Annotated in this window: 15 protein-coding genes; 9 read left to right on the top strand and 6 right to left on the bottom strand. The window is 61.9% G+C overall.

All coding sequences use genetic code 11. From position 1 onward, the window contains the following. Window positions 1-9 precede the first annotated feature (9 nt). From rplS to O3301_RS16055, 7 genes are all read left to right on the top strand, one after another. Complete coding sequence (gene rplS, locus O3301_RS16085) at window positions 10-393, top strand: 50S ribosomal protein L19 (protein WP_035825414.1); 384 nt, start codon at window positions 10-12, stop codon at window positions 391-393. Window positions 394-471: 78 nt separating this feature from the next. Beyond that, window positions 472-1,131: a CoA pyrophosphatase gene (locus tag O3301_RS16080; protein ID WP_305056855.1), complete on the top strand. Its 660-nt coding sequence runs from the start codon at window positions 472-474 to the stop codon at window positions 1,129-1,131. 97 nt (window positions 1,132-1,228) lie between these two features. Next, entirely contained in the window at window positions 1,229-2,188 is a 960-nt protein-coding gene (locus O3301_RS16075) for a CobD/CbiB family protein (protein WP_099665209.1), read from the top strand. Window positions 2,189-2,413: 225 nt separating this feature from the next. After that, a complete protein-coding gene (locus tag O3301_RS16070; protein WP_029496213.1) occupies window positions 2,414-2,749 on the top strand; it encodes a DUF3579 domain-containing protein in 336 nt (111 codons plus the stop codon). Between the two features lie 81 nt (window positions 2,750-2,830). Beyond that, a complete protein-coding gene (locus tag O3301_RS16065; RefSeq protein ID WP_035825422.1) occupies window positions 2,831-3,280 on the top strand; it encodes a CBS domain-containing protein in 450 nt (149 codons plus the stop codon). 78 nt (window positions 3,281-3,358) lie between these two features. Beyond that, window positions 3,359-4,177, top strand: coding sequence for an AraC family transcriptional regulator (locus O3301_RS16060; protein ID WP_305056854.1), 819 nt, complete (start codon window positions 3,359-3,361; stop codon window positions 4,175-4,177). 2 nt (window positions 4,178-4,179) lie between these two features. Beyond that, the gene (locus O3301_RS16055; protein ID WP_305056853.1) at window positions 4,180-5,640 is read left to right on the top strand and encodes a carbon-nitrogen hydrolase family protein; all 1,461 of its coding nucleotides are present in this window, start codon (window positions 4,180-4,182) and stop codon (window positions 5,638-5,640) included. A gap of 192 nt (window positions 5,641-5,832) precedes the next feature. On the opposite strand, the gene O3301_RS16050 is transcribed toward O3301_RS16055, so the two are convergent. Next, complete coding sequence (locus O3301_RS16050) at window positions 5,833-6,573, bottom strand: GntR family transcriptional regulator (protein ID WP_034781815.1); 741 nt, start codon at window positions 6,571-6,573, stop codon at window positions 5,833-5,835. Window positions 6,574-6,961: 388 nt separating this feature from the next. Here O3301_RS16050 and O3301_RS16045 point away from each other — a divergent pair, with 388 nt between their 5' ends. Beyond that, window positions 6,962-9,640, top strand: a complete 2,679-nt coding sequence (locus tag O3301_RS16045) for a TonB-dependent receptor (RefSeq protein WP_251349897.1) — start codon at window positions 6,962-6,964, stop codon at window positions 9,638-9,640. A 249-nt stretch (window positions 9,641-9,889) separates the two neighbouring features. Next, window positions 9,890-11,011 (top strand): acyltransferase family protein, encoded by a 1,122-nt coding sequence (locus O3301_RS16040; RefSeq protein WP_305056852.1) that lies wholly within the window; start codon window positions 9,890-9,892, stop codon window positions 11,009-11,011. Between the two features lie 110 nt (window positions 11,012-11,121). Here O3301_RS16040 and O3301_RS16035 read toward each other — a convergent pair whose 3' ends face one another. The 5 genes from O3301_RS16035 to O3301_RS16015 form a co-directional block, all read right to left on the bottom strand. Further along, window positions 11,122-12,438, bottom strand: coding sequence for a M48 family metallopeptidase (locus O3301_RS16035; protein ID WP_289918238.1), 1,317 nt, complete (start codon window positions 12,436-12,438; stop codon window positions 11,122-11,124). Between the two features lie 160 nt (window positions 12,439-12,598). Continuing rightward, the gene (locus tag O3301_RS16030; RefSeq protein WP_305056851.1) at window positions 12,599-13,732 is read right to left on the bottom strand and encodes an ABC transporter ATP-binding protein; all 1,134 of its coding nucleotides are present in this window, start codon (window positions 13,730-13,732) and stop codon (window positions 12,599-12,601) included. A 14-nt stretch (window positions 13,733-13,746) separates the two neighbouring features. Then, the gene (locus O3301_RS16025) at window positions 13,747-15,069 is read right to left on the bottom strand and encodes an MFS transporter (RefSeq protein WP_077400590.1); all 1,323 of its coding nucleotides are present in this window, start codon (window positions 15,067-15,069) and stop codon (window positions 13,747-13,749) included. A 26-nt stretch (window positions 15,070-15,095) separates the two neighbouring features. Next, on the bottom strand, window positions 15,096-15,932 hold the full coding sequence (locus tag O3301_RS16020; RefSeq protein WP_289899941.1) for a carbohydrate ABC transporter permease: 837 nt from the start codon (window positions 15,930-15,932) through the stop codon (window positions 15,096-15,098). 12 nt (window positions 15,933-15,944) lie between these two features. Then, on the bottom strand, window positions 15,945-16,814 hold the full coding sequence (locus O3301_RS16015) for a carbohydrate ABC transporter permease (protein WP_289906254.1): 870 nt from the start codon (window positions 16,812-16,814) through the stop codon (window positions 15,945-15,947).

Here is a 16,814-nt window from a genome sequence, read left to right as displayed (position 1 = left end):
GTTATAAAAATGGACTTGATTCAACAATTAGAGCAAGAAGAGATCGCCCGTCTGGGTAAATCGATTCCTGACTTCGCACCAGGCGATACCGTTATCGTCAGCGTCAACGTAGTCGAAGGCACGCGCAAGCGCGCCCAGGCTTACGAAGGCGTCGTTATCTCCCGTCGTAACCGTGGCCTGAACTCGAACTTCATCGTTCGCAAGATCTCGTCCGGCGAAGGCGTTGAGCGTACGTTCCAACTGTACTCGCCGCTGATCGCTTCGATCGAAGTGAAACGCCGTGGTGATGTTCGCCGCGCCAAGCTGTACTATCTGCGTGAGCGTTCGGGTAAATCGGCGCGTATCAAAGAAAAATTGCCAAATCGCCGCGTTGTGGCGAAAGCAAGCGCGTAATATCAGCGTCTGCGTTGGGAAAAGGGGTGCCTCTCGGCGCCCCTTTTTTATTCTGAATTGCTATTGAGGCAAGCTGCCATGGCCACCATCGCATTTGATCCCAAACAACTCGCCATCGATTCGATCGCCGGCGAGGCGGCGCTGGACGCCGAACGCCTGACGCCGGACTGGCTGCGCCAGCGCCTGGCCGAACAGCCCGACTGGCAGCCCGAGATTACCCAGGATTTCCTGTCCGCCCGCGCCGTGCCCGTGCGCGCCGCCGTGCTCATTCCGCTGGTGCAACGGCCACAGGGCTTGACCATCTTGCTGACCATGCGCACGGACCACCTGAGCAGCCATGCGGGCCAGGTCAGCTTTCCGGGCGGGCGCAGCGAACCGTTCGACGGTTCGCCCATCGCCACGGCCCTGCGCGAAACGGAAGAAGAAGTGGGCCTGGCGCGCGAACATATTGAAGTGCTGGGCTGCCTGCCCGACTACCTGACGGGCACCGGTTACCAGGTCACGCCCGTGGTGGGCCTGGTGACGCCGCCGTTCGAGCTGCGCGCCGACCCGTCGGAAGTGGCGGAAATCTTCGAAGTGCCGCTGGCCTTCCTCATGGATGGCCTCAACCACCAGCGCCTGTCGGTGGAATTGCCCGGCGGACGGCGCTCGTTCTACGCCATGCCCTACGAGCGCTTCTACATTTGGGGCGCCACCGCCGGCATGCTGCGCAATCTGTTTCACCTCTTGCGCGCGTAAAATGGCACCCCGCACGTAATAAGTTTGATTCCAGCACTGCACTGCGCTATCGTAGCGGGCATTGCGGTATTGCTGAAAAAGACAAAAAGGACCATTGATGACATTTCTCTCCATACTTTGCGCATTGCTGATCGAGCAGCTCAAACCTTTGCGCGCGGACAATCCGATCTACGCCGAAATCAAGAGCCTGGCAATGCGCATGGAGACCTGGTTCAATGCCGGCCATGCCAACCACGGCCGCATGGGCTGGTTCCTCATGATCGGCGTGCTGATGGTGCCGACGGCCGGCGTATACTGGCTCTTGCGGCATTACCAGCTGACCCCCCTGGCCTTCGTCTGGAATGTCCTCATCGTCTACCTGACATTGGGTTTTCGCCATTACAGCCATTACTTCACGTCGATCCAGCTGGCCCTGAGCGCCGGCGACGAGGCGTCCGCGCGGACCTTGCTGGCCGAGTGGACCAAGCTCGACACGGTAGGCATGGAAGCGAGCGAAATCGCCCGCATCGCCGTGGAAAAAGCCCTGATCACCACGCATCGCAATGTGTTTGGCGTGTTCTTCTGGTTCCTCATGCCGCTGGGCCCTGCCTGCGCCGTGATGTACCGCGTGGCCGAATACCTGGCGCGCGCCTGGAACGAGCCCGAGCACATGCGCAATGAAGCGTTCGGCCAGTTCGCCGCGCGCGCCTTTTACCTGATCGACTGGATTCCCGTGCGCCTGACGGCCGTGGCGTTTGCCGTGGTCGGCAATTTCGAGGATGCCATCTACGCCTGGCGCAATTTCGCCCAGCGCTGGCAGGACGAGGCCATCGGCATCATCCTGACGGCCGGCGGCGGCGCCATGGGCGTGCGCCTGGGCACGCCGGCGGAAACGGCGGCCCGCGTGGTCGTCACGCCGGACATGGCCGTCGACGACAGCGACAGCGAAAGCGATATCCTGCCGGGCGAAGAGCCGGGCGCGCGTGCCTTGCAGAGCACGGTGGGCCTCGTCTGGCGCGCCTTGCTGCTGTGGATGCTGCTGCTGCTGTTGATGTCGGGCGCCGTTTTCCTCGGCTGACGCGGGCGCACACGCGCCATCCATGCGCCCGGCGCGTGGAACAAGGTTAAAATAGGGGCTGGCGCGTTACGCGTGCCGGCCCCTGTTTGCATCGTCAGGGCAGATCGAGGTAGAACCCAAGTCTTCTATAAGATATAATACTGGCTTACCGCAGCAAACGTAGTTGAATTACCAGCCCGGCTTACCCGCCGGGGCCATTCACGCAATCCAGTCCCGACAAGCCACATGGCCGAGTTATCTCAAAAAACAGGGGAACTCTCAGACGAGTTCTTCATCCTTGGTCTCACCAGCAATGGTAAGCAATTCCGACCCAGCGATTGGGCCGAGCGCCTTTGCGGAGTGATGTCCTGTTTCAATCCCGAAGGCGGCGGGCGCAATGCGCACCTCCAGTATTCGCCCTACGTGCGCCCGACCGTCGTCAATGGCGTCAAGTCGGTGGTCGTCAACACGAAGTTGCGCGAGATCGAGCCGATGGCGTTTCACTTCGTGCGCGAATTTGCCAAGGATAACGACCTGCAGATCGTCGAAGCCTGCTTCCTGCCGCCGCCCGAAGAAAAGTAAGTACCGCTCCCTTGATTTGCCTCAAGCCCGCCACGGTGGGCTGGCGTAGCGTGGACACTCTGCCTCAAACGGAGTGGCGACATGCGCATCGGCGACATCTGTACCCTGCACACCATCCATTGCCAGCGTGACACCAGCGTGCAAGACGCGGCGCTGCTGATGCGCCAGCACCACGTGGGCGACCTGATCGTGGCCGAACAGCCGAACGGCGAGCGCGTCCCCATCGGCATCCTCACCGACCGCGACATCGTCATTTCCGTCATCGCCCTGGGCCTCGACCCCGCCAGCCTGCTGGTGGGCGACATCATGAGCGCGCAACTGCTCACGGCCAGCGAAGACGAAGACGTCTACGACATCATCGAACGCATGCGCGTCAACGGCATCCGCCGCTTGCCCGTGGTCAACAGCCTGGGCGCGCTTTCCGGCGTCGTCAGCATCGACGACCTGCTCGCCTTCCTGGCCCAGGAGATGGCCGAACTGGCGCGCATCAGCAGCGGCCAGCTGGTTTACGAAAAGCGCACGCGCAAATAAGCCCGCATTGCGCAATTTCAGTCAAATCCTCGTGATCTGAAAATGCTACAGTCGCAGCTCGTTCAACGGGAAGCGTCCATGCACTATCTGGCCAAGGCACTCTGGTATATCGAATCGCATTATGCGGAGAATATCTCGCTCGGCGACATCGCCCACGTGGGCGGCGCCTCGCCGTGTCACCTGACGCGCGCGTTTGGCCTGGCCACGGGCCATTCCGTGATGCGCTATGTGCGGGCGCGCCGGCTCAGCGAGGCGGCCCGCGTACTGGCGCAGGGCGCGCAAGACATCCTCGCCGTCGCCCTGCAGGCTGGCTACAGTTCCCACGAGGCATTTACGCGGGCCTTCCGCGAGCAGTTCCAGCGCACGCCGGAAATGGTGCGGGCCCAGCGCCATGTCGCCAACCTCGCGCTGGTGGAGGCCATCAAACTGGATGTGGCGCCTGGCGTGGCGCTGGAAGCACCCCGTTTCGAACAGGGCCCCGCCTTGCTGGTGGCGGGTCTCGTCGAACGTTATCGCGCAGAAACGGTTGCCGGCATCCCCGCCCTGTGGCAGCGTTTCCTGCCCCATGCGGCGCCCGGCCAGCTCGTGTATGGCGTGTGCTGCAATAATGACGATGCGGGCAATTTCGATTACCTGTGCGCCATGCCCGTGAACGACTTTTCGCAGTCCCCCGACGGCTGGACGCGGCTGCGCATCGCCCCGCGGCGCTATGCCGTGTTTCATCACCGCGGCCACATTTCCACCATCCGCGCCACCTGGCACACGGTGTGGAACGAGTGGTTGCCCCGGTCCGGCCTGGAAGTGGCCGACGCGTCCGATTTTGAACGCTACGACCAGCATTTCGATCCCGTCAGCGGCAGCGGCGGCGTGGAAATCTGGCTCCCCTTGAAGGCATGACCATGCTCCATACCTTGTCTGCGCCGGCTGTCGGCGGCACCGCGCTGCGCCAGCGCCTGTTGCAAACCGCCGCCGCGCTGGCGGCGGGCCTGCCCCTGTACTGGGTGCTGGGGCCGCAGCCGCTGGGCTGGCTGGCCTGGTGCGCGCCGCTGCCCGTGCTGTGGCTGGCTCTGCGCTCGTCGCGCCGCGATGCGGCCTGGATGACGTTTTTGGCCGCCTTGCTGGGCCTGTCATCGAACGTTGCCTATTTTCGCCTGCTCATGCCCTTGCCGGCCGTGCTGGCCGTGATGTTCGTCAAGGCACTGCTGTGGCTTCTGGTGGTGCTGGCCACGCGGCGCCTCGTGCTGCGCTACCGCTCCGGCTGGACGGTGCTGGCGTATCCCGTGCTGTGGGTGGCCATCGATACGGTGATGGCGGCCTTGCTGCCGGACGGTAACTGGGGCAGCCTCGCGTATTCGCAAGCGGATAACCTTGCCGTGCTGCAGGTGGCGGCCCTGGCGGGCGTACCTGGCCTGCTGTTCTTGCTGTGCCTGGCGCCATCCGCGCTGGCCTTGCTGCTGGCCGGCGGCCGCGCATATGCGCCAGCGGCGGGCGCGGCCGCGCTGCTGCTGGCGGCCGCGTTCGCCGGCGGCGCCTGGCGTGTGCAGGGAACGTCTGGCGCGCCGGCGCCTGCCGGGCCGCTGGCGGGACTGGTGGCCATCGATGACTTTATCGGTCCGGCTACGCCGCCGGCGCGCGCGCAAGCCGTCTGGGACCAGTACGCGCGCCACTTGGTGCAGCTGGCCGGGCAGGGCGCCACGCTGGTGCTGTTGCCGGAAAAGATAGCCGTGCTGGCCCCTGTGCAGGCAGATGCCGTGCGGCAACGTTTCCAGGCGCTGGCGCGCAGCACGGGCGCGTGGATTATCCTCGGTATCGGCGTGCAGGACGCTGCCGGCAGGCGCAACCTGGCCTGGCTGTTCGCGCCCGATGGCGCCGCGCCTGTCAGCTATCAGAAGCATCATCTGGCGCCGCCCGAGCGCGAGTTTCTTGCTGGTAGCGCGTATGCCGTGCAGCCGGTGGCGGGGCAGGCCATGGGGCTGGCCATTTGCAAGGACATGCATTTTGCGCCCCTGGGGCGGGCATATGGCGTGGCCGGCGCGCAAACGATGCTGGTACCGGCCTGGGATTTCCAGCTGGACGCCTGGATGGGGGCGCGCATGACCGTGGTGCGCGGCGTCGAAAACGGTTATGCGGTGCTGCGCGCGGCGCGCGAGGGCGTGCTGACGGTCAGCGATGCGTATGGGAACGTGCTGGCGGAGCGGGCCAGCAGCGCCATGCCGGGCAGCACCTTGCTGGCGCCGCTGCCGGCAGCGAGGCCCGTGGCCACGTGGGCCGGTTGGCTGGGGCCGCTGTTCGGCTGGCTGTGCGTGGCGCTGGGCGTGATCCTGCTGGGCGTGGGCCGCCGCGCCGCGCCCGCCGTCTGACGCATAACGCCCCGTTTTGTTGCAACGCGCAAAACCGTATTGCACGGCCTTCTTTTATATTCTGCGCGGGCGGCTACATAATCGCCGTTGATAATTGCACCATTGCCGTGCATATATAGGCGCGATGCCGGCATATATATTGCACTGCAATAAGTGGTGTTATCTGGTATTGAGAAATTCGCGCATCCGGTATTAATTGGTACTTAATTCGGCCACGAAGTCATACATATCGCCGCGGAAGTAGGAGCGGCAAAATTCCACGGCGCGGCCATCGCGCAAAAAGCCCAGCCTTTCCACCGACAAGCCCGCGTCGCCTTCCTCCGCCTGCAGCAGGCTGGCCTGCTCCCCCGTCAACAACAAGGCGCTGAGGCGCTGCAAGGCGCGCACGGGCCGGTTGCCCGCCTGTTCCAGCGCGTCATACATGGAGATATCGACAGCGTCGAGGTTCGGCAGGCAGCTGGCGACGATGGTCGCGTATTCCAGGCACATCGGCACCTCGTCCGCATAGCGGATGCGGTGGAAGCGGTACACGGGCGCGCCCGGCGACAGCCGCAGGCGCAAGGCTTCTTCCGGCGTGACGGTGCCTTCTGCGCGCTTGAGCCACACGCTGCGGGGCGTGCGTCCGCGCGCCCGCATGTCCTCGGAAAACGAGGTCAGCTTGGCGAAGTTTTTCTCGATGCGTGTATTGATGAAATTGCCCGAGCCGGGGCGCCGCACCAGCAAGCCCTCGTTGACGAGGCCATCGATGGCCTTGCGCACGGTGATGCGCGAAACGGACAGGTCGCTGGCCAGCTGGCGCTCGGCCGGCAAGGCTTCCTCGGGGCCGAGGATGCGCTTGTCGATCGCTTCGCGCAGCGCGCGCTGCAGTTGCTGGTACAGGGGCAGGCTACTCGTCTGCCCCAGGCCTTGCATGATGTGAGCGAGGGTTGTCATACGCTGAGGGTCTCCGTTACGGCGCGTTGCAGACGCGCTCTGTATCTGTTTTGTGTCGCTGGATAATACCAAAAAAGGCCGTTATAAAACCAATTTGAATTATCAGGCCAACAATTTATGCCTGGCTTCCCCCGTATTTAAGCCGCTCATACGGGCTACGGATTGATTTAGATAAAGTGGTCTGTGTGATTCAAACAACGTTATAAAAAAAAAGTTGCAACTGGTAGTGTTCTGGTATTGGATAGTAGTATATTGGCGTTGAATTGGTTTTGTAAGTGGTTGTGCCGAAGGGTCTGCAGCATGCCGGCGAGAGTGGGCGGGCTGGAAAGAAGACCTACGTTAAAAATGAAAAGGTTCCAATCCTGGAGCCTAAATCAAGGGGGAGTACATGAAACGCAATTTGACACCTGCAGCTGCCGTCGTGAAATCCGGGTCGCGTAGCCGTACGCCGATCGCCGCGGCCGTTGCCGTGATGGTCGCTGGTCTGGCTTTTTCGGCGCAGGCGCAAGAAGCACCCGCCGACGACGTGACGACCGTCACCGTGACCGGCGTGCGTGCCTCGCTGGAAAAGTCGCTGAAGCAAAAACGCAATGCGGATTCCGTGGTGGAAGTGGTGACGGCCGAAGATATCGGCAAGATGCCTGACCGTAACGTGGCTGACGCGATCCAGCGCCTGCCAGGTGTGAATACCCAATCGTCGGCCGGTGGTGAAGGCGGCTTCGGCGAAAACGACCGCGTCAGCCTGCGCGGCACCAGCCCCAGCTTCCAGCAAACCCTGTTCAACGGTCATGCCATCAGCACGGGCGACTGGTTCGTCCTGAACCAATTCGGCGGCAACGTCGGCCGCAGCAGCAGCTTCTCCTTGCTGCCATCGGAACTGGTGAGCTCCGTTGTCGTGCACAAGAGCGCCACGGCAGACCTGCCTGAAGGCGGTGTTTCGGGCGTGATCGACGTGATCACCCGCCGTCCGCTGGAATTCAAGAACCAGATCACTGCTGAAGGTTCGATCCAGGCTTTCCACAATGACCTGGCCGGCAAGACCGACCCGCAGTTCTCCGGCCTGGTAAACTGGAAGAACGACACCAATACCCTGGGCATCATGGTGCAGGGCTTTTCGCAAAAATCGACCGTGCGCCGCGATGGCCAGGAAATCCTCGGCTACACGCCGATTGCCGCAGACAGCGTTGCGGCCAAGGCCCGTCCTGAACTGGCCGGCGTGAAAGTGCCGACCTTTATCGGCGCCACCCTGTTCGAGCAAAAGAAAACCCGCGAAGGCGGCGCATTCGATATCGAATTCAAGCCCAGCAAGGACCTGACCCTGGACGTGAACGGCTTCTATTCGCAACTGAAGGCGCCGCATCAAAACACGAACTGGCTGGCCGCGCCCGCCAACTCGATCAACAGTACGAAAGACGGCGTGCCGAACGGCCAGATACCGACCAACTACACGGTCAAGAACGGCACCATGACAGGCGCGACCTTCGCCAAGAACGCTGGCGAAGTCGACAATATCTACCGTCCTGATGCCGGCGGCGAATCGTACTACCTCGATTTCAACTTCAAGTACCGCGCCACCAAGGACCTGACCCTGACCGGCAAGCTGGGCAAGACCCATGGCCTGGGCTATGACCGCAACGATGTCTACTACCAGAACAACGTCGATGGCGGCATGGTCTATCAATTGAACGGCATGAGCCCGGCCAGCGTTTCCTATCCGGGCGGCACCACCACCAAGCCAGGTTCGACGGCATGGATCGGCGGTGGCGAATCGCGTTCCGTCGATCAGGAAAAATATGCCCAGATCGACGCGGAACTGCGCCTGTCGTCCGGCATCTGGGATTCGATCAAGTTCGGGGGCCGCCTGACCGATCACAAGCGTTCTGCCGAGCATCCGATTGATGCCAAACCGGGTCCTCTGGGTATCTCCAATCCGGGCCCTGTCTGGAATGGTACCCAGTATCCTGGCGATTTCGGCAAGGATCTGGGTGGCAACCTGTCGAGCAATTACTTCAAGTATGACGGTGCAGCACTGGCCGCCTGGGCCGCGATCCCTGGTAACCGCAATCTCGATCCAGTGCAACGCCATAACTGGACAGACGAATTCAAACTGCAGGAAAAAACTTCGGCCATCTATGCCATGGCCAATTTGACGGGCGATAACTGGAGCGGTAACTTCGGCCTGCGTGCCGTGCAGACCAAGCAGTCGACCCTGGTCAACAAGCTCGGCGGCCCGATCGTCGGTTCCGACTGGAAACCGTACTCGCAGAACTTGTTTGAGCGCACCTATAATGACTACTTGCCTAGCGCCAACATCAAATTCGATGTGCGCAACGATCTGGTCATCCGCGGTGCCGTTGCCCGTACCATCGCCCGTCCTGATTACAGCGCGCTCGGTGGTTCGGTATCGCTGAACGACGATGCATTGAGCGGTGTCGGCGGAAACGTCAAGCTTGACCCTGTCAAGTCGGACAACGCTGAGATTAGCGCAGAATGGTACTTTGCGCCAAAATCGGCATTCTCGGTGGGCCTGTTCTACATGGATTTGAAGTCCGTCGTATCCAATGGAACTGTTAGCGGGACTTATTACAATAGCAAGCGCGGTACCGACGCCGTGTACCAGATCACGTCGCCATTCAATACCAGCGGCAAGAACAAGGGCGCGGAGTTCAGCTACCAGCAACCGCTGTTCGGCGACTTCGGTATTTTGGCCAACTACACCTATGCCGATGGCAAGCTGGATAACGGTGATGAACTGGTCAACGCATCGCGCAGCACGTATAACCTGACGGCCTTCTACGAAGCCAATGCCCTCAGCGCTCGCCTGGCCTACAACTACCGTTCGTCCTACAAGGCGGGCGTGGATCGTGGCGCCAGCCAGCACGTCGAAGGCGCTGGCGGCCTGGCCGGTTCGCTCAACTACAAGATCAACGAACATTTCACGGTCACGTTCGATGCGCTTAACCTGACGAACACGACCATCAAGATGTACGCTGAAAACCGCGATCAGCCACGCGCGTTCTACAGCAATGGCCGCACCTTCTACCTGGGCCTGCGCGCCAAGCTGTAAGCAAGACGACCCGGCCTGGCGCACACGTGCTGGGCCTGGCCTTCCTCGGTCTTTTCAAGGCAAGTCCCTGCATCAGGGCCTTGCCTTTTTTGCTGAGTGGGTGAGTTGTTTCTGTTATTGCCACTCAGTAACAGTCACCGTGTGGCAGGCTACGCCATCGGTGGTTGCCAGTACGTCGTACCCAGCCTTCGGCGGTACAGCCCTTCTACCAGCAGCGGGCGAATATTTATCTTTTTATATGGCATCATTATGACTATTGCACCTCAACGCTACCTCGCCCTCGACGTCCTGCGCGGCCTGACCGTGGCCCTGATGATCGTCGTCAATACGCCTGGCGACTGGGGCAGCGTGTACGCCCCGTTCCTGCATGCCGAATGGCATGGTTTTACCTTGACGGATCTGGTCTTTCCCAGCTTTTTGTTTGTCGTCGGCAATGCCTTGGCCTTTGCGCTGGGCAAGTATGAAAACCTGGGCCATGGCGCCGTGCTGGCCAAGCTGTGCAAGCGCAGCGCGCTGATCTTTTTACTCGGTTTCCTGCTGTACTGGTTCCCTTTCTTCAAGATCGACGACGCGGGCCAGTTCGCCTGGTCGCCCCTGTCGCACACGCGCATCCCCGGCGTGCTGCAGCGCATCGCCGTATGCTACCTGGCCGCCGCGCTGATCCTGCATTACTGGAAGACGCGGGGGGCGCTGGCATTCAGCGCCTGCGCCTTGCTCGGCTACTGGGCCATCCTGGCATGCTTTGGCGACTACAACTTGCACGGCAACGCGCCGGCCAAGCTGGATCTGATCCTGCTGGGCGACAGCCATTTGTACCACGGCGAAGGCATCGCCTTCGATCCGGAAGGCATCCTCGGCACCTTGCCCTCGATTGTCAATGTGATCGCCGGCTACCTGGCGGGCAGTTTCCTGCGCCAGGCGGCGCCGGCGCGGCTGCGCTCCAGCTTGTATCAGCTGGCCGTGGCCGGCGCCATTTGCGTGGCGGTGGCTTTGTGTTGGAACGAGGTGTTTCCGATTAACAAGAAGCTGTGGACCAGCTCTTACGTGATGCTGGGCATCGGCCTGGACCTGCTGCTGCTGGCGCTGCTGATGTTCATCATTGACGTGCGTCAAATGACGGGCTGGACCTACTTCTTTGAAGTCTTCGGCAAGAACACCCTGTTCATCTACCTGGTGTCGGAAGTGCTGGTGATTATCGCGTTTACCGTGCGCATCGGCAGCGGCAACCTGTACCAGTGGCTGTACCAGCAGTGGTTTACGGGCTGGGCGCCGGCGCGCGTGGGGTCCATGCTGTTTGCCGTCAGCTTCATGTTGCTGTGCTGGCTGATCGCCTACGGCATGGACAAGCGCAAGATCTATATCAAGGTCTGAAACTTGACGTCAGCCCATGCCGCGATACCCATTCTTGGGTGGATGGTCGAAAAAAAAGCAGCCCCGGCCTGAGCCGGGAACTGCCTTGAGTCTGCTTGAGGGCGCAGGAATTACTGTGCCGCTGCTGCCGGTGCCGCCGCTGCCGTGGCAGGACGGTTCAGCCACAGGATCCAGTAGCGGGCCAGGTCGCCCACGCCGTCGCCGCCCTTGACCGTTTCCAGGACCTTGATGGCGTCGTCTTTCTTGCCGGCCATGGCATAGGAGTAGCCGAGGCGCAGCTTGGCGTCTTCAGCACGTTTCAGGCCGCCCTTGGCGATGCCTTTCTGGATCAGGTCGATACCTTTGTCGAACTGGTCCATCGTCACGAAAGCGTAGCCGAGGTTGATCAAGCCCGTGCCATCCTTGCTCTTCATGGCCGACGCTTCGCCGCTGGCGATGTTTTTCGCATCGTCGGCGGCAGCCTTGTTGGCCTGGTCGCGCAGTTTCTTGTGCTTGGCAGCATTCGCGCCCGTGCCCAGCACGCCTTTGGCAAAGCCCGCGTCCAGCACTTTTTTTGCTTCCGTCGGGAAAGCGTTCTGCAAGGCAATTTCAGCCATGTCGCTGTAATCTTGCGGTGGCATGGTGCCGACGGCCTTGAATTGCAGGCGCAGCACGTCCAGCGCGAAGCGGTCGGAATAGCCGGCCTTGCCTTGCGTGCGGCTCAGCAAATCGCTCCAGTAGTCATCCGACGGGTAGTAGCGCACCAGGTTTTCCATGGCGACCAGGTAGATGGCCGGGTCCTTGCTTTTCGAACCCGTGTTGGCCAGCAATTGCAGTTCTTCGATGGTCGGCGTCTTGCCCGCCTGCTGCTTGGCCGTCAGGTCGGACATCAGTTCCTGTTTCGCGCGCGCGAAATCATTGCTGAAGTAATACGCGCGGATGATGTAGGGACGCACGCCAGCCACATCGCCTGTTTCCGTCTGGTAACGGGTGAACCACTTGATGGCGTTCGGATAATCCTTGGCGTTGTAGTGGTAGTTGGCCAGTGCCTGGATGAAATCGCCCTGCACCTTTTTTTCCAGCTTGCCCGATTCGATCACCGCTTCCAGCGCCGTCATGGCCATAGTCGCATTGTTGGTGGTCGAGGCCAGCGCCACGCGCAGGCGGTTCAGTACGAACAATTCATAGGGCGTCAGGGCGGGAATGGCGGCAGCCTGGTCGATGCGGCTTTGCACGTCGGCATAGTTTTTCGCATCCATCGAAGCCTTTACGGCGTCCGGATCGAGCAGCTTGAACACTTCAGGACGTACCGTGTCGGCGGGCACGGCGGCGGGCGCACCCGCAGCGGCGGCTGGCTTGGCATCCTGCGCGTGCGACAGGGATGGCAGGACATTCAGGCCGATGGCGGCCAGGAGCAGGCTAAGACGGGCAAGACGGAATTGGGACATGGGTTATCCTTCAATCAATAACAAAAATACGCACCTGCACTGGCAGCCGCAACATCGTGCAGTGGCATTGCCAGAGGGGCAAGGAAGCTCGAAAAAACACATTTCTGCCGTTCTGCCTGCATAAGTCAAACAGAAGCGGCATGATACGAAGCGGCTATTGTCACATAAACGGCTGAGCGGGTGCGGCAAACGTGCGCGCTAGGGCTTGCCCTGCGGCATCGAACAGCAGGCAGCGCTGCGCCGGCAGGTGTAGGCGCATGGCGTCGCCCGCCTGACGCAAGCCTTCCTCGGCCGGCAGCTTGACGGCCAGCATCTCGGTCACGCCCGGCATGCTGGCGTAAACGATGGCTACGTCGCCCAGGTATTCGACATGGCTGACGGCAGCGTCGATGACGTTGTCGCCTGCAGCGTCCCCGTCCTGCAGGACGACGTGCTCGGCGCGCACGCCCAGGGTCAGCTGGTCGCCCGGCGCCACGCTCCCGCCCAGCGCTTCGACGTCGATGACGGCGCCGCCGGGCAGGCGCACGGCCACCGAACCGGGGCCGCTGGCGACGGCTGTGCAAGCGATGAAGTTCATCTTCGGCGCGCCGAGGAAGCCGGCCACGAACAGGTTGCCGGGATTGTTATACAGCGCGTGCGGACTGCCCACCTGTTCGATGCGCCCGCCGTTGAAGACGACGATGCGTTCGCCCAGGGTCATCGCCTCGACCTGGTCGTGCGTGACGTAGATCATGGTCGTCTTCAATTCCTGGTGCAGGCGCGAGATTTCCACGCGCATCTGCACGCGCAGCGAGGCGTCGAGGTTCGACAGCGGTTCGTCGAACAGGAATACCTGCGGCTTGCGCACGATGGCGCGGCCGATGGCCACGCGCTGGCGCTGGCCGCCCGACAGGTCCTTCGGCTTGCGTTTCAACAGTGGCGTGATCTGCAGGATCTCGGCCGCGCGCTCGACGGCGGCGCGCACCTCGGCCTTCTTGTGCCCCGCCAGCGAGAGGGCGAAGGCCATGTTTTCGAATACCGTCATGTGCGGGTACAGGGCGTAGCTCTGGAAAACCATGGCAAGGCCCCGCTCGGCCGGCGCGATATCGTTGGCCAGCTTGCCGCCGATATGCAGCTCGCCGTCCGTGATGTCTTCCAGTCCCGCGATCATGCGCAGCAGGGTTGATTTACCGCAACCGGACGGCCCCACGAAGACGACGAATTCGCCGTCGCGGATATCGAGGTCGATGCCGTGGATGACCGGGTGCTTGTCGTCGTACAGCTTGACGATGTTCTTTAACGCGATATGTGCCATGAAGTGGTTCTATCCTAGCTGGCGCTGGCCGGCGCGGACGTGGCGCCCGTGTCAGTCTGGCCGGAGGCATCCTTCGGTCCGATGCGCATGAAGCGCGACAGGATCAATACGGGCACGGCCGACACCAGCACCCACAGGAAAAAAGTCTTGTAGCCGAGGGCCGTCTGGATGTCGCCGCTGATCATCTTGAACAGCACGAAGCCCAGCTGCATCACGCCGGTGGCGAACGCGTAGTGGGCCGTCTGGTACTTGCCGACGGAGACCACCTGCATCATGAACAGGATCAGGCCGACGAAGCCGAAGCCATAGCCGAACATCTCCACGCTGAGCGCTGCCGTGATCAGGGTCAAATCGGTGGGCATGCTGTGGCTCAGGTAATAAAACACCAGGTTCGGCAAATTCATGGCCAGGATCAGGAAGAACATGGCGCGCTTGAGGCCCAGCCACGACGTGAAGTAGCCGCCGCCGATGCTGCCCAGCAGGAATGCGACGGTGCCGGCCGTGCCGTACACGGCGCCCACTTCCGTCGTCGACAGGCCCAGTCCCCCCAGTTCGCGCGCTTCGCGCAGGAACAGCGGACCGATGGTCTGCACTTGCGCCTCGCCCGCGCGGAACAGGATGATGAAGGCGATCATGCCCCAGATGCCAGGTTTTTTCAGGAAGTCCACCAGCACGTCCCACAGGGTGCGGCTGATGCCGGCCACGCTCTTGTCGGCGACGGCCGCGTTGCGCACCTGCGGCAGCGCCCACAGGTGGTACGCGGCCAGCGACAGCATCATGGCGCCGATGATCAGGAAGATCACCGACCATGCGGGCTTGATGCCGATTTTTTTCTCCAGGTAGCCGGCCAGGATCACCAGGCCGCCCAGCGAGATGAATTTGCCCGCGTTGAAGAAGGCGCCTTGCCAGCCCGCGTAAGCCGCCTGCTGCTTGTCCGACAGGCTGGCGATATACAGGCCGTCGCAGACGATGTCGTGCGTGGACGAGGCCAGCGCGGCGACGAACAGCACGGCGATGCAGGCGGCAAACCACAGCGGCGTTTGCAGGGCCAGCGCGATCAGGCCCAGGCTCAGGCCACCGGCGAACTGGAACAGCACCACCATGGTCTTCTTGCTCGATGCCAGTTCCAGGAAGGGGCTCCACAGCGACTTGAAGACCCAGGCAAAGCCGATCAGGCCCGTCCAGCGGGCGATCTGGTCGTTCGGCACGCCCATGCTCTTGAACATCAGGCCGGCCACCAGGGCCACGGCGTAGAACGGCAGGCCCTGGGCGAAGTACAAGGTCGGCACCCAGGAAATCGGGCTGCGTTTGCCAATGTTGGTGCGCTTGTCGTGCATGGAGGCTTCCTTATCGAGAGACGTTTTCATTTGACTGCGCCGTCCATGCCGCGCATGAAGAAGCGTTGGGTAAACAGGAAGGCGAGCAGGGTCGGCACGATGGTGATCAGGGTGCCGGCCGCAATCACGCGCGTGCTGCTGCCGAAGGTGCCGCGCAAGTACAGCACGCCCACCGACAGGGGGAATTCATCGGGCTTGCTCATGACGATGGACGGCCAGATGTATTCATTCCACGATTCGACGGCCGTCAGGATACCGACGGTGGCCAGCCATGGCGTAATCAGCGGCAGCATGATGCGGCTGAAGATCACCCATTCGGAGGCGCCATCGACCCTGGCCGCGTCGATCAGGTCTTGCGGCACTTCCTCGAACGCCTGCTTGAGCAGCAAGATGGCGACGGCCGTCACCACGTTGGGCAGGATCACGCCCGTGTAGGTGTCGACCAGGCTCATTTGCGTGATGGTGATGAAGTTGACGAGGAAGTTCACTTCCGACGGCAGCACCAGCGTGGCGAGAATCAGGCCGAATACCAGTTTGCGGCCGCGGAATTTCAGGCGCGCCAGCGGATACGCGGCCAGTGAGCACAGCAGCAGTTTCCAGAATACGGTGAACACGGCGATCAGTACGGAGTTCCTGAAGAACGACCAGATGGGAATCGCGTTGAACACTTCGATGAAGTTGTCGAAGGACGGCGCCTTCGGCCAGAAGGTGGGCGGGAAGGCGAAGATATTGCCTTCCGTGGAAATGGCCGTCACCAGGGTCCACCAGAAGGGGAAGACGCAGACGACGGCGATCGCGCACAGCACGGCATAGTGGCCCAGTATTTGCAGGCGGGTTTTCAGGGGGCGGGAACGTTTTTGCATGGTCATTCCCGATCAACGGTGCTTGGGTTTGAGGTAGCGCAGGCACAGCAGGGCGATGCCGATGCAAAATAGGGACACGACGAAGCTGGCGGCCAGCGCGCGCGGCAGTTTCAAGTGCTTGAGGCCCTGGTCGTACGCGTAGTACAGCGCCGTGAAGGTGGAATTCATGGGGCCGCCCTGGGTCAGCACGTCGACTTCCTGGTACGCCTTCAGGGCCGCCAGCACGGACAGGATGGAGCACAGCATGATGGTGGGGCGCAGCATGGGCACGGTGATCTTCCAGAAGCGCTGCCAGCGGTTGGCGCCATCGAGCATGGCCGCTTCCTGCATGTCCGACGGAATCGATTGCAGCGCCGCCAGGTACATCACCATGTACCAGCCCAGGCCGCGCCACAGGGTGACGAACATGACGGCAAACAGGGCCAGGCTGTCGTTCGACAGCCAGCCCACGGGCGCGTTCACCAGTTTTAACGTCATCATCACGTAGTTCAGCGCGCCCTGCTCGTGGAACATGAAGCCCCACATGATGCCGACCACGGACACGGTCGTCACCACGGGCACGTAGAAGGCGGCGCGGAACAAACGGATGCCGGGCAGGCGGTTGTTCACCAAGACCGCCAGGGTGATGGCGCCCACCTGCACGAAGGGCACCATCAGCAGGAACATCAGCGAATTCTTCAGGCCCGAGACAAACATCTCGTTATTGAAGATGTAGCGGAAGTTATCGAGGCCGACGAAGCGCGTTTCGCGTATCAGGCTGTAGTCGGTGAAGGCCAGCACGGAGCCGTAGCCGACGGGCCAGAAGGAAAAGGCGGCCAGCAGCAGCAGGGCGGGGGTCAGGAACAGCCAGGCTTGCAGAGTGTGGCGGTGGGAGAATGTCAT

This window comes from Janthinobacterium sp. SUN211, assembly GCF_030587315.1.
In the GTDB taxonomy this organism is placed as follows: Bacteria; Pseudomonadota; Gammaproteobacteria; order Burkholderiales; family Burkholderiaceae_D; genus Janthinobacterium; species Janthinobacterium kumbetense.
The sequence above is the reverse complement of the archived record's forward strand: the minus strand, read 5'-3'. Positions and strand labels throughout refer to the sequence as shown.

Excerpts from the sequence above, each read along its gene's own strand:
- O3301_RS16070 (WP_029496213.1), top strand. The coding sequence starts at position 2,414 with ATGGCCGAGTTATCTCAAAAAACAGGGGAACTCTCAGACGAGTTCTTC.
- O3301_RS16015 (WP_289906254.1), bottom strand. The coding sequence starts at position 16,814 with ATGACATTCTCCCACCGCCACACTCTGCAAGCCTGGCTGTTCCTGACC.
- O3301_RS16080 (WP_305056855.1), top strand. The coding sequence starts at position 472 with ATGGCCACCATCGCATTTGATCCCAAACAACTCGCCATCGATTCGATC.
- O3301_RS16030 (WP_305056851.1), bottom strand. The coding sequence starts at position 13,732 with ATGGCACATATCGCGTTAAAGAACATCGTCAAGCTGTACGACGACAAG.
- O3301_RS16060 (WP_305056854.1), top strand. The coding sequence starts at position 3,359 with ATGCACTATCTGGCCAAGGCACTCTGGTATATCGAATCGCATTATGCG.
- O3301_RS16025 (WP_077400590.1), bottom strand. The coding sequence starts at position 15,069 with ATGCACGACAAGCGCACCAACATTGGCAAACGCAGCCCGATTTCCTGG.
- O3301_RS16055 (WP_305056853.1), top strand. The coding sequence starts at position 4,180 with ATGCTCCATACCTTGTCTGCGCCGGCTGTCGGCGGCACCGCGCTGCGC.
- O3301_RS16075 (WP_099665209.1), top strand. The coding sequence starts at position 1,229 with ATGACATTTCTCTCCATACTTTGCGCATTGCTGATCGAGCAGCTCAAA.
- O3301_RS16050 (WP_034781815.1), bottom strand. The coding sequence starts at position 6,573 with ATGACAACCCTCGCTCACATCATGCAAGGCCTGGGGCAGACGAGTAGC.
- O3301_RS16035 (WP_289918238.1), bottom strand. The coding sequence starts at position 12,438 with ATGTCCCAATTCCGTCTTGCCCGTCTTAGCCTGCTCCTGGCCGCCATC.
- O3301_RS16065 (WP_035825422.1), top strand. The coding sequence starts at position 2,831 with ATGCGCATCGGCGACATCTGTACCCTGCACACCATCCATTGCCAGCGT.
- O3301_RS16020 (WP_289899941.1), bottom strand. The coding sequence starts at position 15,932 with ATGCAAAAACGTTCCCGCCCCCTGAAAACCCGCCTGCAAATACTGGGC.
- O3301_RS16045 (WP_251349897.1), top strand. The coding sequence starts at position 6,962 with ATGAAACGCAATTTGACACCTGCAGCTGCCGTCGTGAAATCCGGGTCG.
- O3301_RS16040 (WP_305056852.1), top strand. The coding sequence starts at position 9,890 with ATGACTATTGCACCTCAACGCTACCTCGCCCTCGACGTCCTGCGCGGC.
- rplS (WP_035825414.1), top strand. The coding sequence starts at position 10 with ATGGACTTGATTCAACAATTAGAGCAAGAAGAGATCGCCCGTCTGGGT.